15 protein-coding genes are annotated in these 19419 nt (G+C 44.0%); 14 read left to right on the top strand and 1 reads right to left on the bottom strand.

Annotated elements, in window-relative coordinates; all coding sequences use genetic code 11:
* Nucleotides 1–55 precede the first annotated feature (55 nt).
* The 4 genes from HNQ34_RS03035 (at nt 56) to glpK (ending at nt 3469) form a co-directional block, all read left to right on the top strand.
* A complete protein-coding gene (locus tag HNQ34_RS03035) occupies nt 56–307 on the top strand; it encodes a hypothetical protein (protein WP_183251404.1) in 252 nt (83 codons plus the stop codon).
* Between the two features lie 260 nt (nt 308–567).
* Nucleotides 568–966: a sporulation protein gene (locus HNQ34_RS03030; protein WP_183251402.1), complete on the top strand. Its 399-nt coding sequence runs from the start codon at nt 568–570 to the stop codon at nt 964–966.
* A gap of 172 nt (nt 967–1138) precedes the next feature.
* On the top strand, nt 1139–1963 hold the full coding sequence (locus tag HNQ34_RS03025) for an MIP/aquaporin family protein (protein WP_183251400.1): 825 nt from the start codon (nt 1139–1141) through the stop codon (nt 1961–1963).
* 15 nt (nt 1964–1978) lie between these two features.
* Nucleotides 1979–3469, top strand: a complete 1491-nt coding sequence (gene glpK / locus HNQ34_RS03020; protein ID WP_183251398.1) for a glycerol kinase GlpK — start codon at nt 1979–1981, stop codon at nt 3467–3469.
* 33 nt (nt 3470–3502) lie between these two features.
* Here the strand turns inward: glpK and HNQ34_RS03015 are convergent, their stop codons facing one another.
* The gene (locus tag HNQ34_RS03015) at nt 3503–6067 is read right to left on the bottom strand and encodes a sensor domain-containing protein (RefSeq protein WP_183251397.1); all 2565 of its coding nucleotides are present in this window, start codon (nt 6065–6067) and stop codon (nt 3503–3505) included.
* A gap of 493 nt (nt 6068–6560) precedes the next feature.
* Here HNQ34_RS03015 and HNQ34_RS03010 point away from each other — a divergent pair, with 493 nt between their 5' ends.
* From HNQ34_RS03010 to HNQ34_RS02965, 10 genes are all read left to right on the top strand, one after another.
* Nucleotides 6561–7547 (top strand): sugar-binding protein, encoded by a 987-nt coding sequence (locus HNQ34_RS03010; protein ID WP_183251395.1) that lies wholly within the window; start codon nt 6561–6563, stop codon nt 7545–7547.
* Entirely contained in the window at nt 7544–8980 is a 1437-nt protein-coding gene (locus tag HNQ34_RS03005; RefSeq protein ID WP_183251393.1) for a sensor histidine kinase, read from the top strand. Before HNQ34_RS03010 ends, HNQ34_RS03005 begins: the two co-directional genes overlap by 4 nt.
* Nucleotides 8973–10214: a response regulator gene (locus tag HNQ34_RS03000; RefSeq protein WP_183251391.1), complete on the top strand. Its 1242-nt coding sequence runs from the start codon at nt 8973–8975 to the stop codon at nt 10212–10214. The genes HNQ34_RS03005 and HNQ34_RS03000 overlap by 8 nt, the downstream gene beginning before the upstream one ends.
* A gap of 259 nt (nt 10215–10473) precedes the next feature.
* Nucleotides 10474–11556 (top strand): D-xylose ABC transporter substrate-binding protein, encoded by a 1083-nt coding sequence (gene xylF / locus HNQ34_RS02995; protein ID WP_183251389.1) that lies wholly within the window; start codon nt 10474–10476, stop codon nt 11554–11556.
* Between the two features lie 72 nt (nt 11557–11628).
* Nucleotides 11629–13137 carry a xylose ABC transporter ATP-binding protein gene (locus tag HNQ34_RS02990; RefSeq protein WP_183252198.1) on the top strand — a complete coding sequence of 503 codons (1509 nt, stop codon included), beginning with the start codon at nt 11629–11631 and terminating at the stop codon, nt 13135–13137.
* Between the two features lie 2 nt (nt 13138–13139).
* Entirely contained in the window at nt 13140–14312 is a 1173-nt protein-coding gene (locus tag HNQ34_RS02985) for a sugar ABC transporter permease (protein WP_183251388.1), read from the top strand.
* 522 nt (nt 14313–14834) lie between these two features.
* Nucleotides 14835–15323 carry a PaaI family thioesterase gene (locus tag HNQ34_RS02980; protein ID WP_183251386.1) on the top strand — a complete coding sequence of 163 codons (489 nt, stop codon included), beginning with the start codon at nt 14835–14837 and terminating at the stop codon, nt 15321–15323.
* Nucleotides 15324–15424: 101 nt separating this feature from the next.
* Nucleotides 15425–16684 carry a PucR family transcriptional regulator gene (locus HNQ34_RS02975; RefSeq protein ID WP_246363770.1) on the top strand — a complete coding sequence of 420 codons (1260 nt, stop codon included), beginning with the start codon at nt 15425–15427 and terminating at the stop codon, nt 16682–16684.
* An 89-nt stretch (nt 16685–16773) separates the two neighbouring features.
* The gene (gene pruA, locus HNQ34_RS02970) at nt 16774–18321 is read left to right on the top strand and encodes an L-glutamate gamma-semialdehyde dehydrogenase (protein ID WP_183252194.1); all 1548 of its coding nucleotides are present in this window, start codon (nt 16774–16776) and stop codon (nt 18319–18321) included.
* Nucleotides 18322–18333: 12 nt separating this feature from the next.
* Entirely contained in the window at nt 18334–19248 is a 915-nt protein-coding gene (locus HNQ34_RS02965) for a proline dehydrogenase family protein (RefSeq protein WP_183251384.1), read from the top strand.
* Nucleotides 19249–19419: the final 171 nt, after the last annotated feature.

Genomic DNA, 19419 nt, shown 5'->3' with positions numbered 1-19419 from the left:
GAATAGATGAGGAATGTCATACATTGGAAATACGAGCGTGAAGGGGGATGTACGTATGTATCGTGGAAATATTGATGGAAAAGAAGTCATTATTCATTTAGGAAAAAAAGTAAGATTACAACATATCGATGATCGGAAACTTTATCATACAGTGCTTTCATACGGAGAAACGGCTTTTAAAAAAGGTCAGCAAACGTTTTGTATTTATAACGACCATATCGGCTTAATTGTGGCAGAAGTTGAAAATCATGATATCCCAGTTATTCGTGTGGACTATGTCATTGAAAATGAAAATGTGTATGAATAACTGTTGACAAATGAACGATGATGGCATAGATTAGACAATAGGTAGTATTGGAAGCGCTATCATTTAAGGTGGTAAGCAAGCGGACCTTTGCCGAAATGTGGCATAGGTCTTTTATCTTTTTTTTCTTTGTATAGGCGAAGTAGTGAAACAAGGCGGGCTTGATCTTCGTATACTATATTAGTTTGATTTGTTAACGAAGAAAAAGGTACTACAAAATGCAACAAAAGATGTCGGAATGAAGTCAGAAGAGGTGAAGGAGAATGTTATTGCGCAAAATGATGTCGAAATTAGGAGTTGGTTCGGCGTACGTCGACTTGCTGTTAAATAAAAACGTGTTGAAACCTGGGGATGTGATCGAAGGGAAGTTGTACATTCGCGGCGGAACGGTGGAGCAGAAGATTATGAAGCTTGATGTGGATTTCGTTTGCAAAACGTTGCGCGATGGGAAGGAAGAAGATACGGTCATCGCGACGATTCCGATCGCTGGAGAGTTTATGATCGAAGCGGAGCAAAAGAAGGTTTTACCGTTTCGCTATCGCATTCCTGAACAAATCGTCCCTTCGCAACCGGGCGTTTCTTACCGTTTTATCACGCGTTTGCATATTGAAGATGCGGTCGATACGCTCGATTTTGATTATATTCAAATTGTGCCAAAATAGAGAAAAAAACTCTTAAAAATATATTGACAACGCTTACAAATACCTTTATCCTTATAATCAAGTTAATAAACGTGGCGGAGATTCGGAGACCCACACATGTTCCTCTGTTATGGAGGAGATGTGTGGGTCTTTGTCTTTTTTGCCACAAAAAACAAAAAAGGGGGAATGAGAAATGACACCATTTGTTGCCGAACTTGTCGGCACAGCTTTGCTCATTATTTTTGGTGGCGGAGTTTGCGCAGGGGTGAGTTTAAAAAAGTCGTTTGCGCAAAACTCAGGATGGATCGTGATTACGATGGGGTGGGGATTGGCTGTAGCGATTGCTGTCTATGCGGTAGGGCAATTCAGTGGAGCCCACTTAAATCCGGCGGTTACACTCGCGTTAGCTTTTAATGGAGATTTTCCGTGGGTAGATGTTCCAACATATATTGTGGCACAGTTTCTCGGTGCGATTATTGGGGCGACCGTTGTATTCCTTCATTATTTACCGCATTGGAATGAAACGGATGATCCAAGCGTGAAGCTCGGCGTATTTGCAACAGGTCCAGCTGTCCCAAATCCTTTTGCCAATTTACTAAGCGAAATCATTGGGTCATTTATCTTAATTGTAGGAATTTTAGCGATTGGGGCGAATAAATTTACTGATGGGTTAAATCCGTTTATTGTTGGTTTCCTCATCGTTGGCATCGGCTTGTCGCTCGGGGGAACAACGGGCTATGCGATTAATCCAGCTCGCGACTTAGGTCCGCGCATCGCACATTTTCTTCTTCCGATTCCAGGGAAAGGTTCTTCGAATTGGTCGTATGCATGGATTCCGGTCATTGGTCCAGCGCTTGGCGGATCGTTTGGCGGATTATTTTACAAAGCTATCTTTTTAGGAAAGATGACAACCGCGTTTTGGTATGTGCTAATTGCGACTGTTGTCGTGTTAGCGATTGTGTTGATTCAGCAAGGTAAAACAGCTGCTTATAAACAGCCGAAAAATATTTTAATGTAAATAGGGGGAGAACTCATGGAACAATACATTCTTTCGTTAGATCAAGGAACGACGAGTTCGCGGGCGATTTTGTTTAATAAAAAAGGCGAAATTGTGCATATTGCGCAAAAAGAGTTTACACAACATTTTCCAAAACCAGGCTGGGTGGAACATAATGCGAACGAAATTTGGGGTTCGATTTTAGCGGTTATTGCTGGCGTGTTGTCAGAAGCGTCGGTCAAACCGGAACAAATTGTGGCGATCGGCATTACGAACCAACGCGAAACAACCGTCGTTTGGGATAAACATACCGGTTTGCCTGTTTACAATGCGATCGTCTGGCAATCACGGCAAACAGCAGACATTTGCGAACAATTAAATCAACAAGGGTATGATGAATTGTTCCGCGCTAAAACAGGCTTATTAATTGATGCGTATTTCTCCGGAACGAAAGTGAAATGGATTTTAGACAACGTCGAAGGAGCGCGGGAAAAAGCGGAGAAAGGCGATTTATTGTTCGGAACGATCGATACGTGGCTCATTTGGAAACTGTCTGGCGGGCAAGCACACGTGACAGATTACTCTAACGCTTCAAGAACGCTTTTGTTTAACATTCACGAATTAAAATGGGACGATGAAATTCTCGATATTTTAGGCATTCCGAAGTCGATGCTTCCAGAAGTGCGCCCTTCTTCCGAAGTATATGCGAAAACAGTGCCATATCATTTCTTCGGACAGGAAGTTCCGATTGCCGGCGCGGCAGGAGACCAGCAAGCAGCTTTATTTGGTCAGGCGTGCTTTGAAGAAGGAATGGCGAAAAATACGTACGGTACGGGCTGCTTTATGCTTATGAACACGGGAGAAAAAGCGGTTCAATCGATGCACGGTTTATTGACAACGATTGCATGGGGCATTGACGGAAAAGTCGAATATGCGTTAGAAGGCAGCATTTTCGTTGCCGGTTCAGCGATTCAATGGCTTCGCGACGGCCTCCGCATGATCAAGCACGCGAAAGATAGTGAAGCGTATGCGGAAAAAGTCGCTTCTACCGACGGAGTATATGTCGTTCCTGCTTTCGTTGGCTTAGGAACACCGTATTGGGACAGCGATGTGCGCGGCGCAGTGTTCGGACTCACGCGCGGCACGACAAAAGAACATTTTATCCGCGCGACATTAGAATCGCTCGCTTATCAAACGAAAGACGTTCTTACTTCGATGGAAGCGGATTCAGGCATTTCGTTAAAAACGTTGCGCGTCGACGGGGGAGCTGTCAAAAATAATTTCCTTATGCAGTTCCAAAGCGACATATTAGGCGTGCCGGTCGAACGTCCAGTCATTAACGAAACGACAGCACTCGGCGCCGCCTACTTGGCAGGGCTTGCCGTCGGCTATTGGCGAGATCGCTCGGAAATTGCGGCTCAATGGCAGCTAGAGCGCTCCTTTGAACCGCAAATGGACAAAGAGAAACAAAAAGCCTTGTATGACGGTTGGAAAAAAGCCGTAAAAGCCGCAATGGTGTTTAAATAATAAAGAGGGGGTCCACCTAAGACCCCTTCTTTATTATTTAAGATGGCGGATTCCGGTTGACAACAAGCGCGTTGCTTCTGCCGCGTGAAGCGGTACGCTAAATAAGTAACCTTGAGCTTCTTGACACCCTTTCTCTTCTAAATAGCGAAGCTGTTCGCGATGCTCAACACCTTCCGCAATAACGTTCATTCCAAGATGATGCGCCAATGAAATAATCGTATTCGTAATCACGCTTCCATAATAAGAATGTGGACAGTCAGCAATAAATGATCGATCAATTTTGACAGTATCGACATCGAGCCGCTTTAAGTAGGCGAGCGATGAATAACCGGTTCCGAAATCATCAATCGAAAGCCGCACACCGATTTCTTTCACCCGCAACAAATTATTTAAAATTGTCGCTTCATTATATATCATCATACTTTCCGTAATTTCCAACTCTAAATATTGAGGAGCCATGCGTTTTTCCGTTAAAATGTTTTCGATTCTTTTAGAGAAATATGGGTCTTGCAGTTCTTTCACAGAAATGTTAACCGCGATTCGGATTGGCGGAAGTCCTATTTTTCTCCATTTTTGGTGTTGTTCGCAGGCTTGGCGAATGACCCACTCCCCAATGGATACGATAAACCCTGTTTCTTCAGCCAGTGAAATAAATTGACTTGGCGGGACGGTACCGTGAATGGGATGATGCCAACGAATTAGCGTTTCCATCGCACGAATTTCTTTTGTTTTCACCTCAATGATCGGTTGATAAACAATTGATAGCTCGTTTTTTTGAATCGACTTATGCAAATCTCCTAACAACATGAGATTCGGCAATTTTTGTTTTAAAATATCGTCTTGGTACACGTAATAATCGTTTTTTCCTTTTCGTTTGACCTCATACATCGCCATATCCGCATATTGCACTAACGTATCGACGTCATTGCTATGGTGTGGATAAAAAGCAATGCCAATACTTGAAGTAAGAAATAACTCAAAATTATCAATTCGAATCGGTTCCTGAAATGTGCGCAAAATATCTTTAGCCACATCCATCGCTTGATAGTGGTAATCAAGATTTGGCAAAATGACGGTAAACTCATCACCGCTCATTCGGGCGACTGTTCCTTTATGAGCGATTCGCTCCTGAATAAGCGACGAAATCTTTTGCAACACGCGGTCGCCGATGCTATGGCCGAGCGAATCATTCACATATTTAAACCGATCAATATCCATATATAAAATGGCAACGAACTTTCCATTTTGTTTTGCTTCTGAAATCGCTTTCGATACTGTTTTATAAAATAAACGTCGATTCGGCAAACCTGTCAATGGGTCGTAATAAGCGAGCTGTTGAATCCGCTTGTCCCGTTCGACTCGCTCAGTTACATCTTTGGCGATGATCGATATGCCAATAATGTTTTTGTTCACAAAAATAGGAACAGGTGTGGTATTGAAATATAAAATATTTCCCTTTTTATGACGAATGCGAAAATCAACATGGCGGGAATATCCTTCTGCTGTATTTGCCAGCGCTTCAAGCGTTTTCGGTAAATCATCTTGCACGACTAAATCATGTAACGTCATCTTTAACAGTTCGTGACGTGGATAGCCTGTGATTTGCGCAGCTGCTCGGTTAACGGCAAAAAATGTTCCGTCTAAATGAAGCGAAAAAACAGCATCTTGGTTATATTCAAACAGTGATTGATAGTGCTGACGGCTTTCTTGCAACTCTTCTTTCATGCGCGCCTGCTCAACAGCAAGACCTGCTAGAGAGGAGAATGTATAAATGATTTCAATATCTTTTTCTTGTGGTTCGCACGGCTCACGATGATAAACGACGAACGTTCCTAATACTTTTTTGGTTGATGAAAAAATCGGAACGGACCAGCATGCGCGTAATCCATGTGCTAGTGCTGCTTCCTTATAATGTAGCCATAGCGGGCTTGTTTCAATATCAGAAACGACGACAAGTTCTTGACGGAACGCTGCTGTCCCACAAGAGCCAACGTTCGGCCCGATTTCACATCCGTTAATCGTTTCAATATATTCTTTCGGCAAACTCGGTGCAGCGACGTAGTAAAGCCGATTCGTTTCGTCGTTTAGCAGCAAAATCGAACAAAAAATATTTGGCCGGATGCCTTCTGCTGTGCGAGCGATTTCATTTAATATATCGGAAAGCGACATTTCTTTAGCGATGAGTTCTAACACTTTTTTTTGCCCTGCTAATAGCTGCTTAGTCTTTTTTTCCGAGGAAATGTTGTGGCATGAAACAAGAAAAATCGTTTGTCCTTCTTCAGTTGTCGTACGATACATATTTTCTTGCACATACACCGTTTCACCGCTTTTTTTCACTTTTTTAAACTCCATCGAGTGAATGTCATCCGATTGGCAGTGAAAAAGGTTCTTTAGCTGTTTCATTACTCGTTTTCGATCATTCGGATGAACAACAATAAGTGCAGATTGACCGATCAATTCCTCTCGTCGGTACCCTAAATAGCGCGCGGCAAATTCGTTGACATCTAATATATAGCCATGTTCATCTAAAATAAACTGCATCGCAGGCATGAAAAAATAAAAAGGAAGATATAGCGATTCCGATGGATGCATATGCATGAACGAGCAACCCCAATCTATGAAAATATGTTCATTGCCAACATGATGCTACTACTATATTACCATGTATTATGCAAAATTTGTTGGGAATTAGGATATATTTTTGTATATAAATACAACTGGAAGGTTTAACTTATGGTTGCCGGAGAAGCAAGCTCTCCATTTTTTCGACTGTCGGAGGCAAGCCTTTGGCTTGCCTGCGTCACGCTTTAGCGTGACAGAGAACCGAACAACGAGCCGCCTCCCAGACAAATAAATTTGTCTGGGAGCGGTGTTGTTCGGTCGCCCGACAGTCGAAAAATAACGAGTACTCCATAAAAAAGAAAAATGTTAAAGTTTCAACGGAAGAGTTAACGGCCTCAGCACAACCGTTAAGCACCGTTTTCGATGAACGGTCCGCAAGTTTATCGTGTAACAATAGCTATTTCGGTCAGTTTTATTTTTTTGTTGTAACCGTTTCCAAAACGAATTATAGTAAAATTGGGTGAAAAATATGACGAACAAACGGTGGACAATCAGTTTAATTCTTTTATTCTTTCTGTTTCTTTATGTTCTCTTTCATTTCGTTATTACAACGAAAAAAATCGAACAAACCGTCGAACAGTTGCAGCAAACCACGCAGCTGGCCAAACCGTTGCCGCATTTTGTCTTAATTTCTCAAGAGTTTGACAACCCGTATTGGCGCAAAGTGGAGCAGGGAGCAAAAGAAGCAGCGAAACATTATCGCGTGAATGTCGAATACATCGGACCGCTCAGGACAAGTATGGATGAACAAATGAAATTGCTCGAAAAAGCGATCGCTTCCCGCGTTGATGGCATTATCGTCCAAAGTTTAAACGATGCGCGGTTCACGCCGCTCATTAATAAAGCAATCGGCCGCAATATTCCTGTCATTACGATTGATACTGATGCGCCGATGAGCCGCCGCCTTGCGTATGTCGGCACGAACAATTTTGAGGCGGGGCAACTGCTCGGAAAAGCGGTCGCTTCCCGCGTCGCAGGCAAAAAGAAAATCGGCGTCATTATTGGCAGCGACACGTCGGAAAACCAGCAGCTACGCCTGCAAGGATTTCAATCGATTATTTCTCAGCATCCGTCATTAACCGTCGTTGCTGTTGCTGCTTCGAATATTTCTCGTATCCAAGCATCTATTCAGGCAGAAAAAATGTTGCGCACATATCCTGACATTTCTGTCATGGTCGGCACAAGCGCCTTAGATGCGATCGGCATTTTAATGGCGACGAAAAACTTGGACCGGAGCGATGTACAAATTTTCGGTTTCGACGATGTCAAAGAAACATTGCAGGCGATCGAACAAGGAAAAATTGTCGCTACTGTTATTCAAAAGCCGTACGATATGGGTTTTTCCGCTGTCAAATTAATGGTTGAGCATTTATCTGGGAAACAAATTGAGAAGGAACATTTTACAGCGACCGAGATTGTGGACAAAACGAATGTCGAGCTGGAGGGAGTCAAATGAAAATCCGTACGAAATTATTTATCTTCATCCCTCTGCTCGTATTGCTTTTGAATTTAATTGCGTTTTTTATTTTTCAAAGCGGTAAAAAAGTGCAAGAAAGCTATGACGTCATGATGCAGCGCATTTTTTTGTACAAGCAGCTTTCCATTGAAACGCAAGAAAACTTGCGCTTTTTAAGCAGCTATTTAATTCATCAAGACGAAAAAAGCTATCGCTTGCTTCTTGAACACCAAAAGCAGCTTGAGCAGCTGCAAAGAACGCTTATTTCCCGCCGTTTAGAAGGAAATGATGCTTTGACATTAGAAAATTATAAAAATATGATAGACGAATTTCTCGATTTAGAACGGTCGATCGTGCAAAAGCTGATCAATAAACAGTTTGCCGATTATGCGGACCAGTATAATGAAATCGAAAAAATCTCTAGCTTTATTCGTGAAGATAGCCAAACGCTCGTCGATTTAGAGCTTAGTGCGTATCAGCCAGTGTATAAACAAATGATTATCAACATCGGACGAATGAACCAATTGGGTGCGACTCTATTCGTGCTAACAACAGTATTAAGCATCGTCTTTGCAATTTGGCTGTCGCGCACGATCGTCATTCCGATTCACCGGCTTGTCCATGCGGCGAAAAAAATATCGGCCGGCGACCTTGATGCGCATATTCCGCAAATGGATGGGAATGATGAAATCAGCCTTCTCGGCAAAACATTTCAGCAAATGATGGAAAATTTGCGCATTTTAATTTTAAAAAATATGGAAATATTAGAGAAAGAAAAACTTATGCGAGAATTAGAGTTAAAGGCGTTACAAAGCCAAATTAACCCGCACTTTTTATTTAATACGTTAAACGTCATTTCGAAGCTTGCTTACATCGAAGGGGCGGAGCGAACGAGCGAGCTGACGGTCTCGACTTCGAATTTGTTGCGTTACAATCTACGCAAACTTGATGAACCGGTCACGCTGCGTGATGAAGTGGAGCACACCAAAGAATATTTTTCGATTCAAAAAGCACGCTTTCGCGACCGCATTACGTTTCAGCTCGATATTGATGAAACGTGTCTTAATCAAGTGATCCCTTGTTTAACGCTTCAGCCGCTTTTAGAAAACGCGTTTGTTCACGGCATTGAAGGAATGGAAGAAGGGGCGATTATTCAACTATCGATTCGCCCGAAAAAAAATCACGTCCGCATTACGATCGCCGATAACGGTGTCGGCATGGAAGAAGATGTTCGCCAAGCGATTTTACAATCATCGTCCTATCCATTTTCAAAAAAAGGCCATTCGACGGGGCTTGGAATGGCCAATGTTTTGCGCAGACTCCAGCTGTTTTATGGGGTTGAAAAGCTAGTGAAAATTTATAGCGCACCAAATGAAGGAACGACGATTATTTTAACGTTGCCAAGACGGGAAGGGGGACAAGCGGATGTATAAGTTACTCATTGCGGACGATGAACCGCTAGAGAGGGAAGGATTGCAGCTTATGATCGAGCGAATGCTTCCGAATCAATTTGTGATTTTTCATGCCGAACACGGACGCAGCGCCATCCAGCAAGTCGAAGCACATCAGCCGGACATCGTGTTTATGGATATTAAAATGCCAGGTATTCACGGGCTTGAAGCGATCGCGGAAATTCGCAAAACGTATGCGGCGATGAAAATCGTCATCTTAACGGCTTACGATTATTTCACGTATGCGAAAGAAGCGATTTCGTTAGGGGTGGACGAATATTTATTGAAACCTGTAAAAAAAGAACAAATTGTTGCGGTGCTTGAAAAATTGACAGCTGAAATCGCAGCGGAAAAAAAGCTGCGCGAAACGGAACTTGAAACGCGTGAAAAGCTGGCGCAGCTTTATACGCTGAGCGAAGCGACATTTACATTGTTTTTGATGGAACGAATCGATGATCTTGATGTGAAGCAAATCATTCCAATGGACATCGACAAAGGCTTTGCCCTTGCCGTTCAATTGGAAGCGCTGCCTAAGCAGAGAGAGTCGCTCGAGCAAATGAGAGATTATGCGAAAGGAATTGGCGATTGTTTATGCAGCCCGCTCATGGACCATCATTTTGCCCTCTTTTTCCAAACCGATGATGAAGCGGATGAAAAAACAATTCCGCTTGCGCAAAAACTAGTGAAACAATTTGAAAAAACGTTGCAGACGCGAATCAAAATCGGCATCGGCACGATTCAATGCGGCATTGATGGTTTAAAACAATCATACAAAGAAGCGGCGTTGGCGCTTTACTATTTGCCATCATTTAGCCGTGTGCAGCACATTCGTGACGTTCCGTTAACCGCAGATGCTGAACAAATTAGTCCGCTTGCCATCGAAAAGCGACAATCGATGATCGAGCAAGTCGAAGCGTTTTTGCAAGAAAACTACTACCGTGATCTTTCGTTAGAAGAAGTAGCGGAGTCAGTCCATTTGACGCCGCATTACTTTAGCAAACTATTTAAAAAGCAAACCGGGCAAACCTTTATCGACTATGTCACCCAATTGCGCATTGAAAAAGCGAAAGAACTGCTTCGCGATGAGCGGCTAAACGTGAAAGAAATTTGCTATGCTGTCGGATATAAAGATCCAAACTATTTCAGCCGCGTCTTTAAAAAATGGACGAATATGACGCCGAAAGAATATCGGCAACAATTAAGCGAACGATCATGACGTTCCAACAAAGCTTTGCCAAATTGCACGCTTCCGACCGTTTCGAATAAACGCGTCTGTTGTAACCGTCACTGTGCTGATAGCACTTTTTTGTTCTAGAACAAAAAAGTGCTATCGATTTTTTATTTCCAGAAATGAAAGCGCTTTATTTGTGCAGGTGTGTGACAAAGAAGTGAAGAATGTTAAAAGAAAACGCTTTCTCTTTTCGTGTTATGCTGAACTTGTCAATACGAGATTTGATTGAAGGGGGAATATTGTAGTGAAGTGGTCGAGAAATGTAGCAAAAGGGATTGCGACGTTTGTACTCGCGTCGGCATTAACGGCATGTGGCGTTGTTTCTTCAGGCAATGACACTGCCAGCAAACCAGAGAAGAAAAAAGACGATAAAATTGTGATCGGTTTTTCGATGGACACATTGAAAGAAGAACGTTGGCAGCGCGACAAGGAGTTATTTGAAGCAAAAGTGAAAGAACTTGGCGCAGAAGTGAAAACGCTTGCGGCAAACGGCGATGATGCGGCGCAGTTAAGCCAAGCAGAGCAGCTTATTTCAGAAGGTGTGGACGTCCTTGTTGTCGTACCGCATAACGCAGAAGCATCGGCTGCGATTGTTGAAAAAGCGCATAAAGAAGGCATTAAAGTCATTTCTTATGACCGCTTGATTAAAAACGCAGAAGTTGACTACTATGTATCGTTTGATAACGTGCGCGTCGGTGAAATGCAAGCAAAAGCGATTGTGGAAAAAGCACCAAAAGGAAATTACGTATACATCGGCGGTGCGGATACAGACAACAACGCCCATTTGTTCCGCCAAGGAGCGATGAACGTATTAAAACCGCTTGAACAAAAAGGCGACATTAAAATCGTATACGATCAATTCTCAAAAGACTGGAAACCAGAAGAAGCGTTGAAAAACATGGAAAACGCCCTAACAGCTAACAACAACAACATTCAAGCGGTTGTGGCAGCGAACGACGGAACAGCAGGCGGTGTCATTCAAGCGCTTGCGGCACAAGGGTTAGCTGGAAAAGTGCCTGTTTCTGGTCAAGACGCAGAACTTGCAGCGCTTCAGCGTATTGTCGAAGGCACGCAAACGATGACCGTTTACAAACCGATTAAAGCGATTGCGACAAAAGCGGCAGAAATGGCAGTTGCGCTTGCAAAAGGCGAAAAAATCGAAACAAACCAAACGGTATCGAACGGCAAAATCGATGTTCCTTCTGTGTTGCTTGATCCAATTGCCGTTACAAAAGACAACATTTTAGATACAGTCATTAAAGACGGGTACCAAAAATTAGAAGAAGTTTATAAAAACGTACCGAAAGATCAATGGCCAAAGCAGTAAACGGGACGAGGGGCTGGCTGATATAGCCAGACCCTTGTTTTCAAGGAGATTTATACAACGGGAGTGAAACGAATGTATGCGTTAGAAATGATCGAAATTACAAAAGAATTTCCCGGTGTAAAAGCGCTCGACCGTGTCAGTTTCAAAGTGAAAAAAGGAGAAATTCACGCTCTGTGCGGTGAAAACGGTGCGGGTAAGTCGACGTTAATGAAAGTGTTGAGCGGACTTTATCCAGCCGGAACGTATTCAGGAGAAATTCGCATCGATGGACAACCGGTTATGTTTCGCAATATTGTCGATGCGGAAAAAGCAGGGATCGCGATCATTCATCAAGAGCTCGCCCTTGTGAAAGAAATGACGGTCGGCGAAAACATTTTTCTCGGCCGCGAACCGAAAAAATTTGGTGTGATTCAATGGGATGAGTTGTATTATGAAGCAGCAAAATGGCTGGAAAAAGTCGGCTTAAACATTTCTCCGCAAACGAAAATTCATTCATTAGGCATCGGGCAGCAACAGCTCGTTGAAATTGCGAAAGCGCTCGCCAAGCAGGCACAAATTTTAATTTTAGATGAGCCGACTGCAGCGTTAACGGAAAGTGAAGTCGAAATTTTAATGGGCATTTTAGAGCTGCTGCGCAAGCAAGGAGTTGCCTGCATTTACATTTCTCATAAAATGCCGGAAGTATTTCGGCTTGCTGATTCGATTACCGTTTTGCGCGACGGAAAATCAATTGCGACATTGTCGCGCGCGGAAACGAATGAGGACCAAGTCGTATCGTTGATGGTCGGCCGTGAATTAACGGAGCGTTATCCATATGTCAAGCGGACACCGCAAGAAGTCGTGTTAGAGGTGAAAAACTATTCGGTTTGGCATAAAGATAAGCCGATGAAAGTCAACCAAAACATTAACTTGACCGTACGAAAAGGGGAAATTGTCGGCATCGCTGGGTTGATGGGAGCAGGACGGACGGAATTCGCGATGAGCTTATTTGGCGCTTATGAAGGAAAAGCGGAAGGGGAAGTATGGATCGAAGGAACACAAGTGCACATTCGTTCCGTGCAAGATGCGATTCGTGCTGGAATTGCCCTTGTGACAGAAGACCGAAAACGTCTTGGATTAGTGCTCGGAATGGATGTGAAAACGAATACGACTCTCGCTAGTTTAGAAGCAATCAGCAAACTCAAAGTCATCAACCAAAATGAAGAATTAAAATGGAGCCAAAAATACGTCGATGAACTAAAAACAAAAACCGCTTCGTTAGAAACGCCGGTCGGCACGCTATCAGGCGGAAACCAGCAAAAAGTCGTGTTAGCAAAATGGCTTATGGCCAAGCCGAAAATTTTAATTTTAGATGAGCCGACGCGCGGCATTGACGTTGGCGCGAAGTACGAGATTTATCATTTAATGAACAAGCTCGCTGAAGAAGGAGTGGCGATTATGATGATTTCTTCAGAACTTCCAGAAATATTAGGGATGAGCGATCGCATTCTCGTCATGCGCGAAGGCCAGATCGTGAAACAATTGACACATGATGAGGCTACACAAGAAAACATTATGATGGCGGCGACAGGAGGGAAATAATTGTGGACATGAAAGCAGTCGTCAATGAACGTCAACGTGAAAAGAAAAACATTTTCGGAAACATTGATATTCGCGCTTATACGATGATTGGCGCATTAGTGGCGATTTGGATTTTTTTCGGATTATTAAATGATACATTTTTAAGCGCACGCAACCTTTCAAACTTGTTTACGCAAATGTCGGTCACAGCGATTTTAGCGATTGGCATGGTACTTGTCATCGTCGCGGGGCATATTGACCTTTCCGTTGGCTCAATCGTCGGGTTGACAGGAGGAATTGCGGCGATTTTAAGCAACTGGATGGGCATGCCGACGAGCGTCGTCATTGCGAGTACGTTAGCAGCTGGTGTATTGATCGGAATGATACAAGGATGGCTTGTTGCGTATCGCGCGATCCCAGCGTTTATCGTAACGCTCGGCGGAATGATGATTTTCCGCGGCGCTTTGATGGGGATTACAAAATCGACGACGATCCCGATTTCCGATGCAAATTTTATCGCGCTAGGTAGCGCCTATTTTACGAATAGTTTCGGTTTGATTTTGGCGGTAGTGGCGATTGCCGCGCTTGTGACATCGACATTGAAAAAGCGCAAATCGCGTCAACAATACGGCTTTTCTGTTGCGCCGCTCTCGTTAGATATGGCAAAAGTAATCGCGATTAGCGCTTTGATTGTTTTGTTCGTTTTAACGATGAACAGCTATAAAGGAATTCCGTTTCCGATTATTTTTGTGATTGGTCTTGCGCTTATTTTCTCTTTTATTGCGAATAAAACGACGTTCGGCCGCCACGTGTATGCGATTGGCGGCAACGTCGAAGCGGCCCGTTTATCTGGGATTCACATTCAGCGCCACACGATGATGTTATTTGTTTTTACTGGACTGTTGTCTGCCATTGCCGCTCTTGTACTAACGGCTCGCCTTTCATCGGCGACGATTTCAGCAGGACAAATGTATGAGCTTAATGCGATTGCTGCCTGCGTCATCGGCGGAACATCGCTGATGGGCGGATCAGGTACGATTGTCGGTGCCATTATCGGAGCAATGGTCATGACATCGCTTGATAACGGCATGTCATTGTTAGGAATGGAAACATTTTGGCAATATATTGTAAAAGGAAGCATTCTTGTCCTTGCCGTTTGGATTGATATCGCCAGCCGAAAAAAACAAACACATTAATTTTCGATAGCCCTCGTTTATCAAAATCATTGATGACGGGGGCATTGAGGCTGTCTCAAAAGGTCGTCTTTCTTCAAGGAAGATACAATATATAGTTTTACGAAAGTGTTTCGTGCGTATATATGGTGATAAGAAAGGGTGCCCCGTTACTTTTGGGACACCCTCTTGGCTACTTTAATAAAACTAATAAGCAGTGGAAAGGCTTTTTAAAATCTTGGAAACAGATGAAAAACGGCTGACGACGTATACGATGGACGAAACCGTTTCGCGTCACAACATTATGATTAACAAATTGCAAGATTGTTTGAGGCTGTTGAAAGATTTAAACTGTAACATTTCCCCCCTTAACATCACACGTGTTAAGGAGGGATTTTTATTGTTTTCATCGGGCGGTGATGGTCGTTGCCCAACAAATTTTTTATTACGTATAAGCCTTACTGATGCGATTCCATTATTTTTTTGTACATTGCGTTTCATATAGGCAGTCAGCTATACTTTATGTACAAAGGGGGAGAGAAGATAATGGGAGAAAATGTATTGAAGGCCATTCAAGACGAATATCCTGATGACTTCGCATGGTGCTATGGGTGCGGCCGCCTGAATGAACACGGTCATCATTTCCGCACGTTCTGGCAAGGGGATCAGACGGTGACGATTTACACACCAAGTCCGGAACATACGGCCATTCCCGGCTTTGTGTACGGCGGATTGATCGCATCATTGATCGATTGCCACGGCACAGGCTCAGCGGCGCTCGCCTTGCACCGCAAAAACGGCCATGAGCCCGGAGATGGGGAGACACCGCCGCGCTTTGTGACCGCTTCTTTGAACGTCCAGTTTCTGAAGCCGACTCCACAAGGGGTGCCGTTAAAGGCGGTCGGAACGGTTGAAGAAATTCATCCGAAAAAATGGAAAATCGAGACGGAAGTATATGCGAAAGACGTGCTTTGCGCCCGCGGCGAAGTGATTGCCGTCGTCATGCCAAAGACGTTTTTGCAGCCGTCGCAATGAAAGCGGATACATTCAAACGCCCGTTTTGGCAAAGAACGGGTGTTTCTTTTGGGCGTCATGTATAATAAAAGGAAAGGGGTTTTTACGAAGGGAGAATGCGCATGGACGTGTCAAACCGTGATTGGCCATCGAACGAAAGAAAGTTTTCTTCTTTGCACGAACTCGTCGATTTTGTTTCAGCTGTGATCCATTGCCCGGTCACGATCGAATCGCGCGATTTGGAGCTGATGGCGTACAGCGGAAACCATAATGAGCCGGATGCGGTACGCATGAGCACGATTTTAAGCAAACGGGCAGCCTCACACGTCGTTCATTATTTGCATGAAAACGGCTGGATTCAACAAATTGAAACTGCTGACGGCATCGTTAAAATCCCGCCATTGCCGGAAATCGGGCTCGGTCCGCGCACCGTCGTTTGCCTCAAAAACGGGAATCATATATACGGCTATTTATGGGTTCAAGAAACGAGCGGCGAACTTGCTGAAAAACAGAAGCAGTTTTTGTTGAAGGCGGCGCAAAAAGCGGCCGAGTTATTGGAGCAAAACATGAGCGGTTCATACAAACGGCAAGAAGACATTCATCGATGGATTATGAGCCTTATTCAACAAGGAGACCGAAATGAGCACGATGTGAAAATCGAAGCTGAATTAAGTGGAGTGAAGCTCCCGAATGCTTTTGTCGTCGCGCTGTTTCGCGTACGGCAGGCGGCGAAAAAAGAAACGATTCGCCATTATATCGCTTTTATCATGAAATCTTTGAGCGGCCCGACATTTTTTATTGAAAATAGCGACCAATGGATTGTCGTGATTGGAAGTTCGTCTGTGGCGCACCAAGCGGCGATCAATCAAGCAAAAATGTTTCTTCATAAATTAGAGCACGATTTTCATTGCGATTTACAGCACGATGTCATCGTCGGCATCGGAAACGAATATCGCAGCTTGTTAAAAATGCGGCAAAGCTATGTTGAAGCGGTCGAAGTGATCAAAATTAAGCGGCAATTTTGTGAACCGATTGCCCATTTTTATCAAGACTTGGGCATTTATCGATGGCTGCCGTCCATTTATGAACAATATAAACGGCAAGGCTATCAAAATGAGCAGCTGAGGAAGCTGCAAAAATACGACGAAGAAAATCAAACAGTGCTGTTGGAAACGTTGAAACAATATGTAAAAAACGACTGCAAAATTAAAGAAACTGCGGAATGCTTATATGTGCATCCGAACACGCTACATTACCGGTTGAAGCGCATTCAAACGATCGCCAATATCAACCTCGATGACTTTGAACAGCGGATGATGTTATACATCGATCTTCTTTTTTGTCAATATAAGGGTGATGTTGTGCTTGACACACAAATATGAAGCATGATCATTATGGAACGATGATAAAGAATTTTCATAAAGTATCGATTATAATATTCATAAAATTGACAAAGAAAGGATCGATGAAAGTGGTTGTACCTTATCAACATGAACCGTTTACTGATTTTTCCGTCGAGCAAAACCGCCAAGTGTTTCAGGCGGCGTTGCAATATGTGCAATCGCAGCTTGGAAAAGAATATCCGCTCATCATTGGAAAGGAGCGCGTAACAACTAAAGAAAAAATTGTTTCGATTAATCCTGCCAATAAAACGGAAGTGGTCGGCATTGTTTCGAAAGCGACGAAAGCGTTAGCAGACGAAGCGATGGCTGCTGCGCTTCGCGCGTTTGAAACGTGGAAAAAAGAAAAGCCGGAAGCGCGTGCGAACATTTTATTCCGCGCAGCGGCGATTTTGCGCAGAAGAAAACACGAATTTTCCGCGTATTTAGTAAAAGAAGTCGGAAAACCATGGAAAGAAGCGGATGCTGATACAGCGGAAGCGATCGATTTTCTTGAATATTATGCGCGCCAAATGATTTCTCTGCAAAACGGTGTTCCGGTATTGAGCCGAAGCGGCGAGCGCAATACGTTCCGTTACATTCCGTTAGGGGTCGGGCTTATCATTTCCCCATTTAACTTCCCGCTTGCCATTATGGCTGGAACGACAGTAGCGGCGATCGTGACAGGAAATACGGTCATTTTACGTCCGTCTGATCGCGCGCCGGTAGTGGCGGCAAAATTTGTCGAGGTCATGGAAGAGGCGGGGCTTCCGTCCGGCGTCTTAAACTATTTGCCGGGAGGAGAAGCAGAAGTCGGGGAATACTTAGTCGAACATCCGCATACAAGATTTATTTCATTCACTGGTTCGCGCGCGGTTGGTTGCCGCATTTATGAACGGGCGGCGATCGTTCAGCCGGGTCAAAAATGGCTCAAGCGCGTCATCGCCGAAATGGGCGGCAAAGATGCGATTATTGTTGACAAAGAAGCTGATTTGGAACTGGCAGCACAATCGATTGTCGCCTCTGCATTCGGTTTTTCCGGACAGAAATGTTCCGCATGTTCGCGGGCGATTGTGCTTGAAGACGTGTATGACCAAGTATTAAACCGCGTCGTGGAATTGACGAAACAATTAAAAGTCGGCAATCCGGAAGAGCAAAGCACCTTTATGGGACCGGTCATCGACCAAGTTGCATATAACAAAATTATGAGCTATATCGAAATCGGCAAACAAGAAGGCAAGCTGATGGCAGGCGGCGAAGGGGACGACTCGAAAGGCTTTTTCATTCAGCCGACGGTATTTGCCGATGTCGATCCAAGTGCGCGCATCATGCAAGAAGAAATTTTCGGTCCGGTCGTTGCCTTTACGAAAGCAAAAGACTTCGACCATGCGCTTGAAATTGCCAACAACACAGACTATGGCTTAACAGGCGCGGTCATTTCGAACAACCGCTTTAATCTTGAAAAAGCGCGGGAAGAGTTTCATGTCGGCAACCTTTACTTTAACCGTGGCTGCACGGGTGCGATTGTCGGCTATCAGCCGTTTGGCGGCTTCAACATGTCCGGCACGGACTCGAAAGCAGGCGGTCCTGACTACTTAATTCTTCACATGCAAGCAAAAACGGTGTGTGAAGCGTTTTAGGAGGGATGGGGCGTGCTAGAAGCGGTATTGAAAAATCTTTTCCTATACGCTTCCAAAAGCAAAATGTTAAACAAAGCGGCGAAAAAATGGGGGCTCCGGTTCGGGGCCTCCCAAGTTGTCGCCGGCGAAACGATTGAAAGTGCCATCGCCAAAGTAAAAGAGCTGAATGATAAAGGGCTCGTTTGTACGCTCGACCATTTAGGCGAATTTGTGTCAAGCCGCGAAGAAGCGATCGAAGCGACGCAATATAACATTCGAACGTTAGAGGCGATTTACAAAGCGGGCGTTAACAGCAACCTTTCTGTCAAGTTGACGCAGCTTGGGCTTGATATTGATTTCAATTTTTGCTTAGACAATATGCGGCAAATTGTCGGAACAGCGAAACGATACAACAATTTCGTTCGCATCGACATGGAAGATTCGGCGCATTGCCAAGCGACGCTCGACCTTTTGCGCGAACTTCGCAAAACGTATGACAACGTCGGAACGGTCATCCAAGCGTATTTGCACCGTGCCGAGCAAGATGTGAAAGATTTAAAAGGGGTTTCGCTTCGTTTAGTAAAAGGGGCGTACAAAGAGCCGCCTGAAGTCGCTTATCAAGATAAACAGCAAATCGATGAAAATTACATGAACATCATCAAAGAGCACTTATTAAGCGGAAGCTATACCGCGATTGCGACACATGACCATCACATTATTGAAAAAGTGAAACAATTCACGAAAGAACACGGTATTTCCCGGGAACAATTTGAATTTCAAATGTTGTACGGCTTCCGTACGGACATGCAGCTTCAGCTTGCGCGGGAAGGATATACGATGCGCGTCTACGTTCCGTTTGGCAACGACTGGTTCGGCTATTTTATGCGCCGCCTCGCTGAACGTCCACAAAACGTCGCCTTTGCGTTGAAAGGGTTTTTTCGGAAGTAAAGTCATAGGAAAGAGCCGTTCATCAAGGTGAACGGAAAAACATAAGAGCGGTTCAGAATGGCTGACTACAACATCCATGTTGCAGTCAGCTTTTCTTTTTGGATAAGTTGCAACAAAGATTTTCACATCTTTCTCTCTCTATATAAATACAACTGGGAGGTTTAACTTATG

It is taken from the genome of Anoxybacteroides tepidamans (genome assembly GCF_014201465.1).
Lineage (GTDB): Bacteria > Bacillota > Bacilli > Bacillales > Anoxybacillaceae > Anoxybacteroides > Anoxybacteroides tepidamans.
This window is presented reverse-complemented; position numbering and strand designations above follow the sequence as displayed.

Coding starts and splice junctions, on each gene's coding strand:
- HNQ34_RS03030 (WP_183251402.1), top strand. CDS start 568: ATGTTATTGCGCAAAATGATGTCGAAATTAGGAGTTGGTTCGGCGTAC.
- HNQ34_RS02975 (WP_246363770.1), top strand. CDS start 15,425: ATGGACGTGTCAAACCGTGATTGGCCATCGAACGAAAGAAAGTTTTCT.
- glpK (WP_183251398.1), top strand. CDS start 1,979: ATGGAACAATACATTCTTTCGTTAGATCAAGGAACGACGAGTTCGCGG.
- HNQ34_RS03035 (WP_183251404.1), top strand. CDS start 56: ATGTATCGTGGAAATATTGATGGAAAAGAAGTCATTATTCATTTAGGA.
- HNQ34_RS02990 (WP_183252198.1), top strand. CDS start 11,629: ATGTATGCGTTAGAAATGATCGAAATTACAAAAGAATTTCCCGGTGTA.
- HNQ34_RS03000 (WP_183251391.1), top strand. CDS start 8,973: ATGTATAAGTTACTCATTGCGGACGATGAACCGCTAGAGAGGGAAGGA.
- HNQ34_RS03015 (WP_183251397.1), bottom strand. CDS start 6,067: ATGCATATGCATCCATCGGAATCGCTATATCTTCCTTTTTATTTTTTC.
- HNQ34_RS02980 (WP_183251386.1), top strand. CDS start 14,835: ATGGGAGAAAATGTATTGAAGGCCATTCAAGACGAATATCCTGATGAC.
- HNQ34_RS03010 (WP_183251395.1), top strand. CDS start 6,561: ATGACGAACAAACGGTGGACAATCAGTTTAATTCTTTTATTCTTTCTG.
- HNQ34_RS03025 (WP_183251400.1), top strand. CDS start 1,139: ATGACACCATTTGTTGCCGAACTTGTCGGCACAGCTTTGCTCATTATT.
- HNQ34_RS03005 (WP_183251393.1), top strand. CDS start 7,544: ATGAAAATCCGTACGAAATTATTTATCTTCATCCCTCTGCTCGTATTG.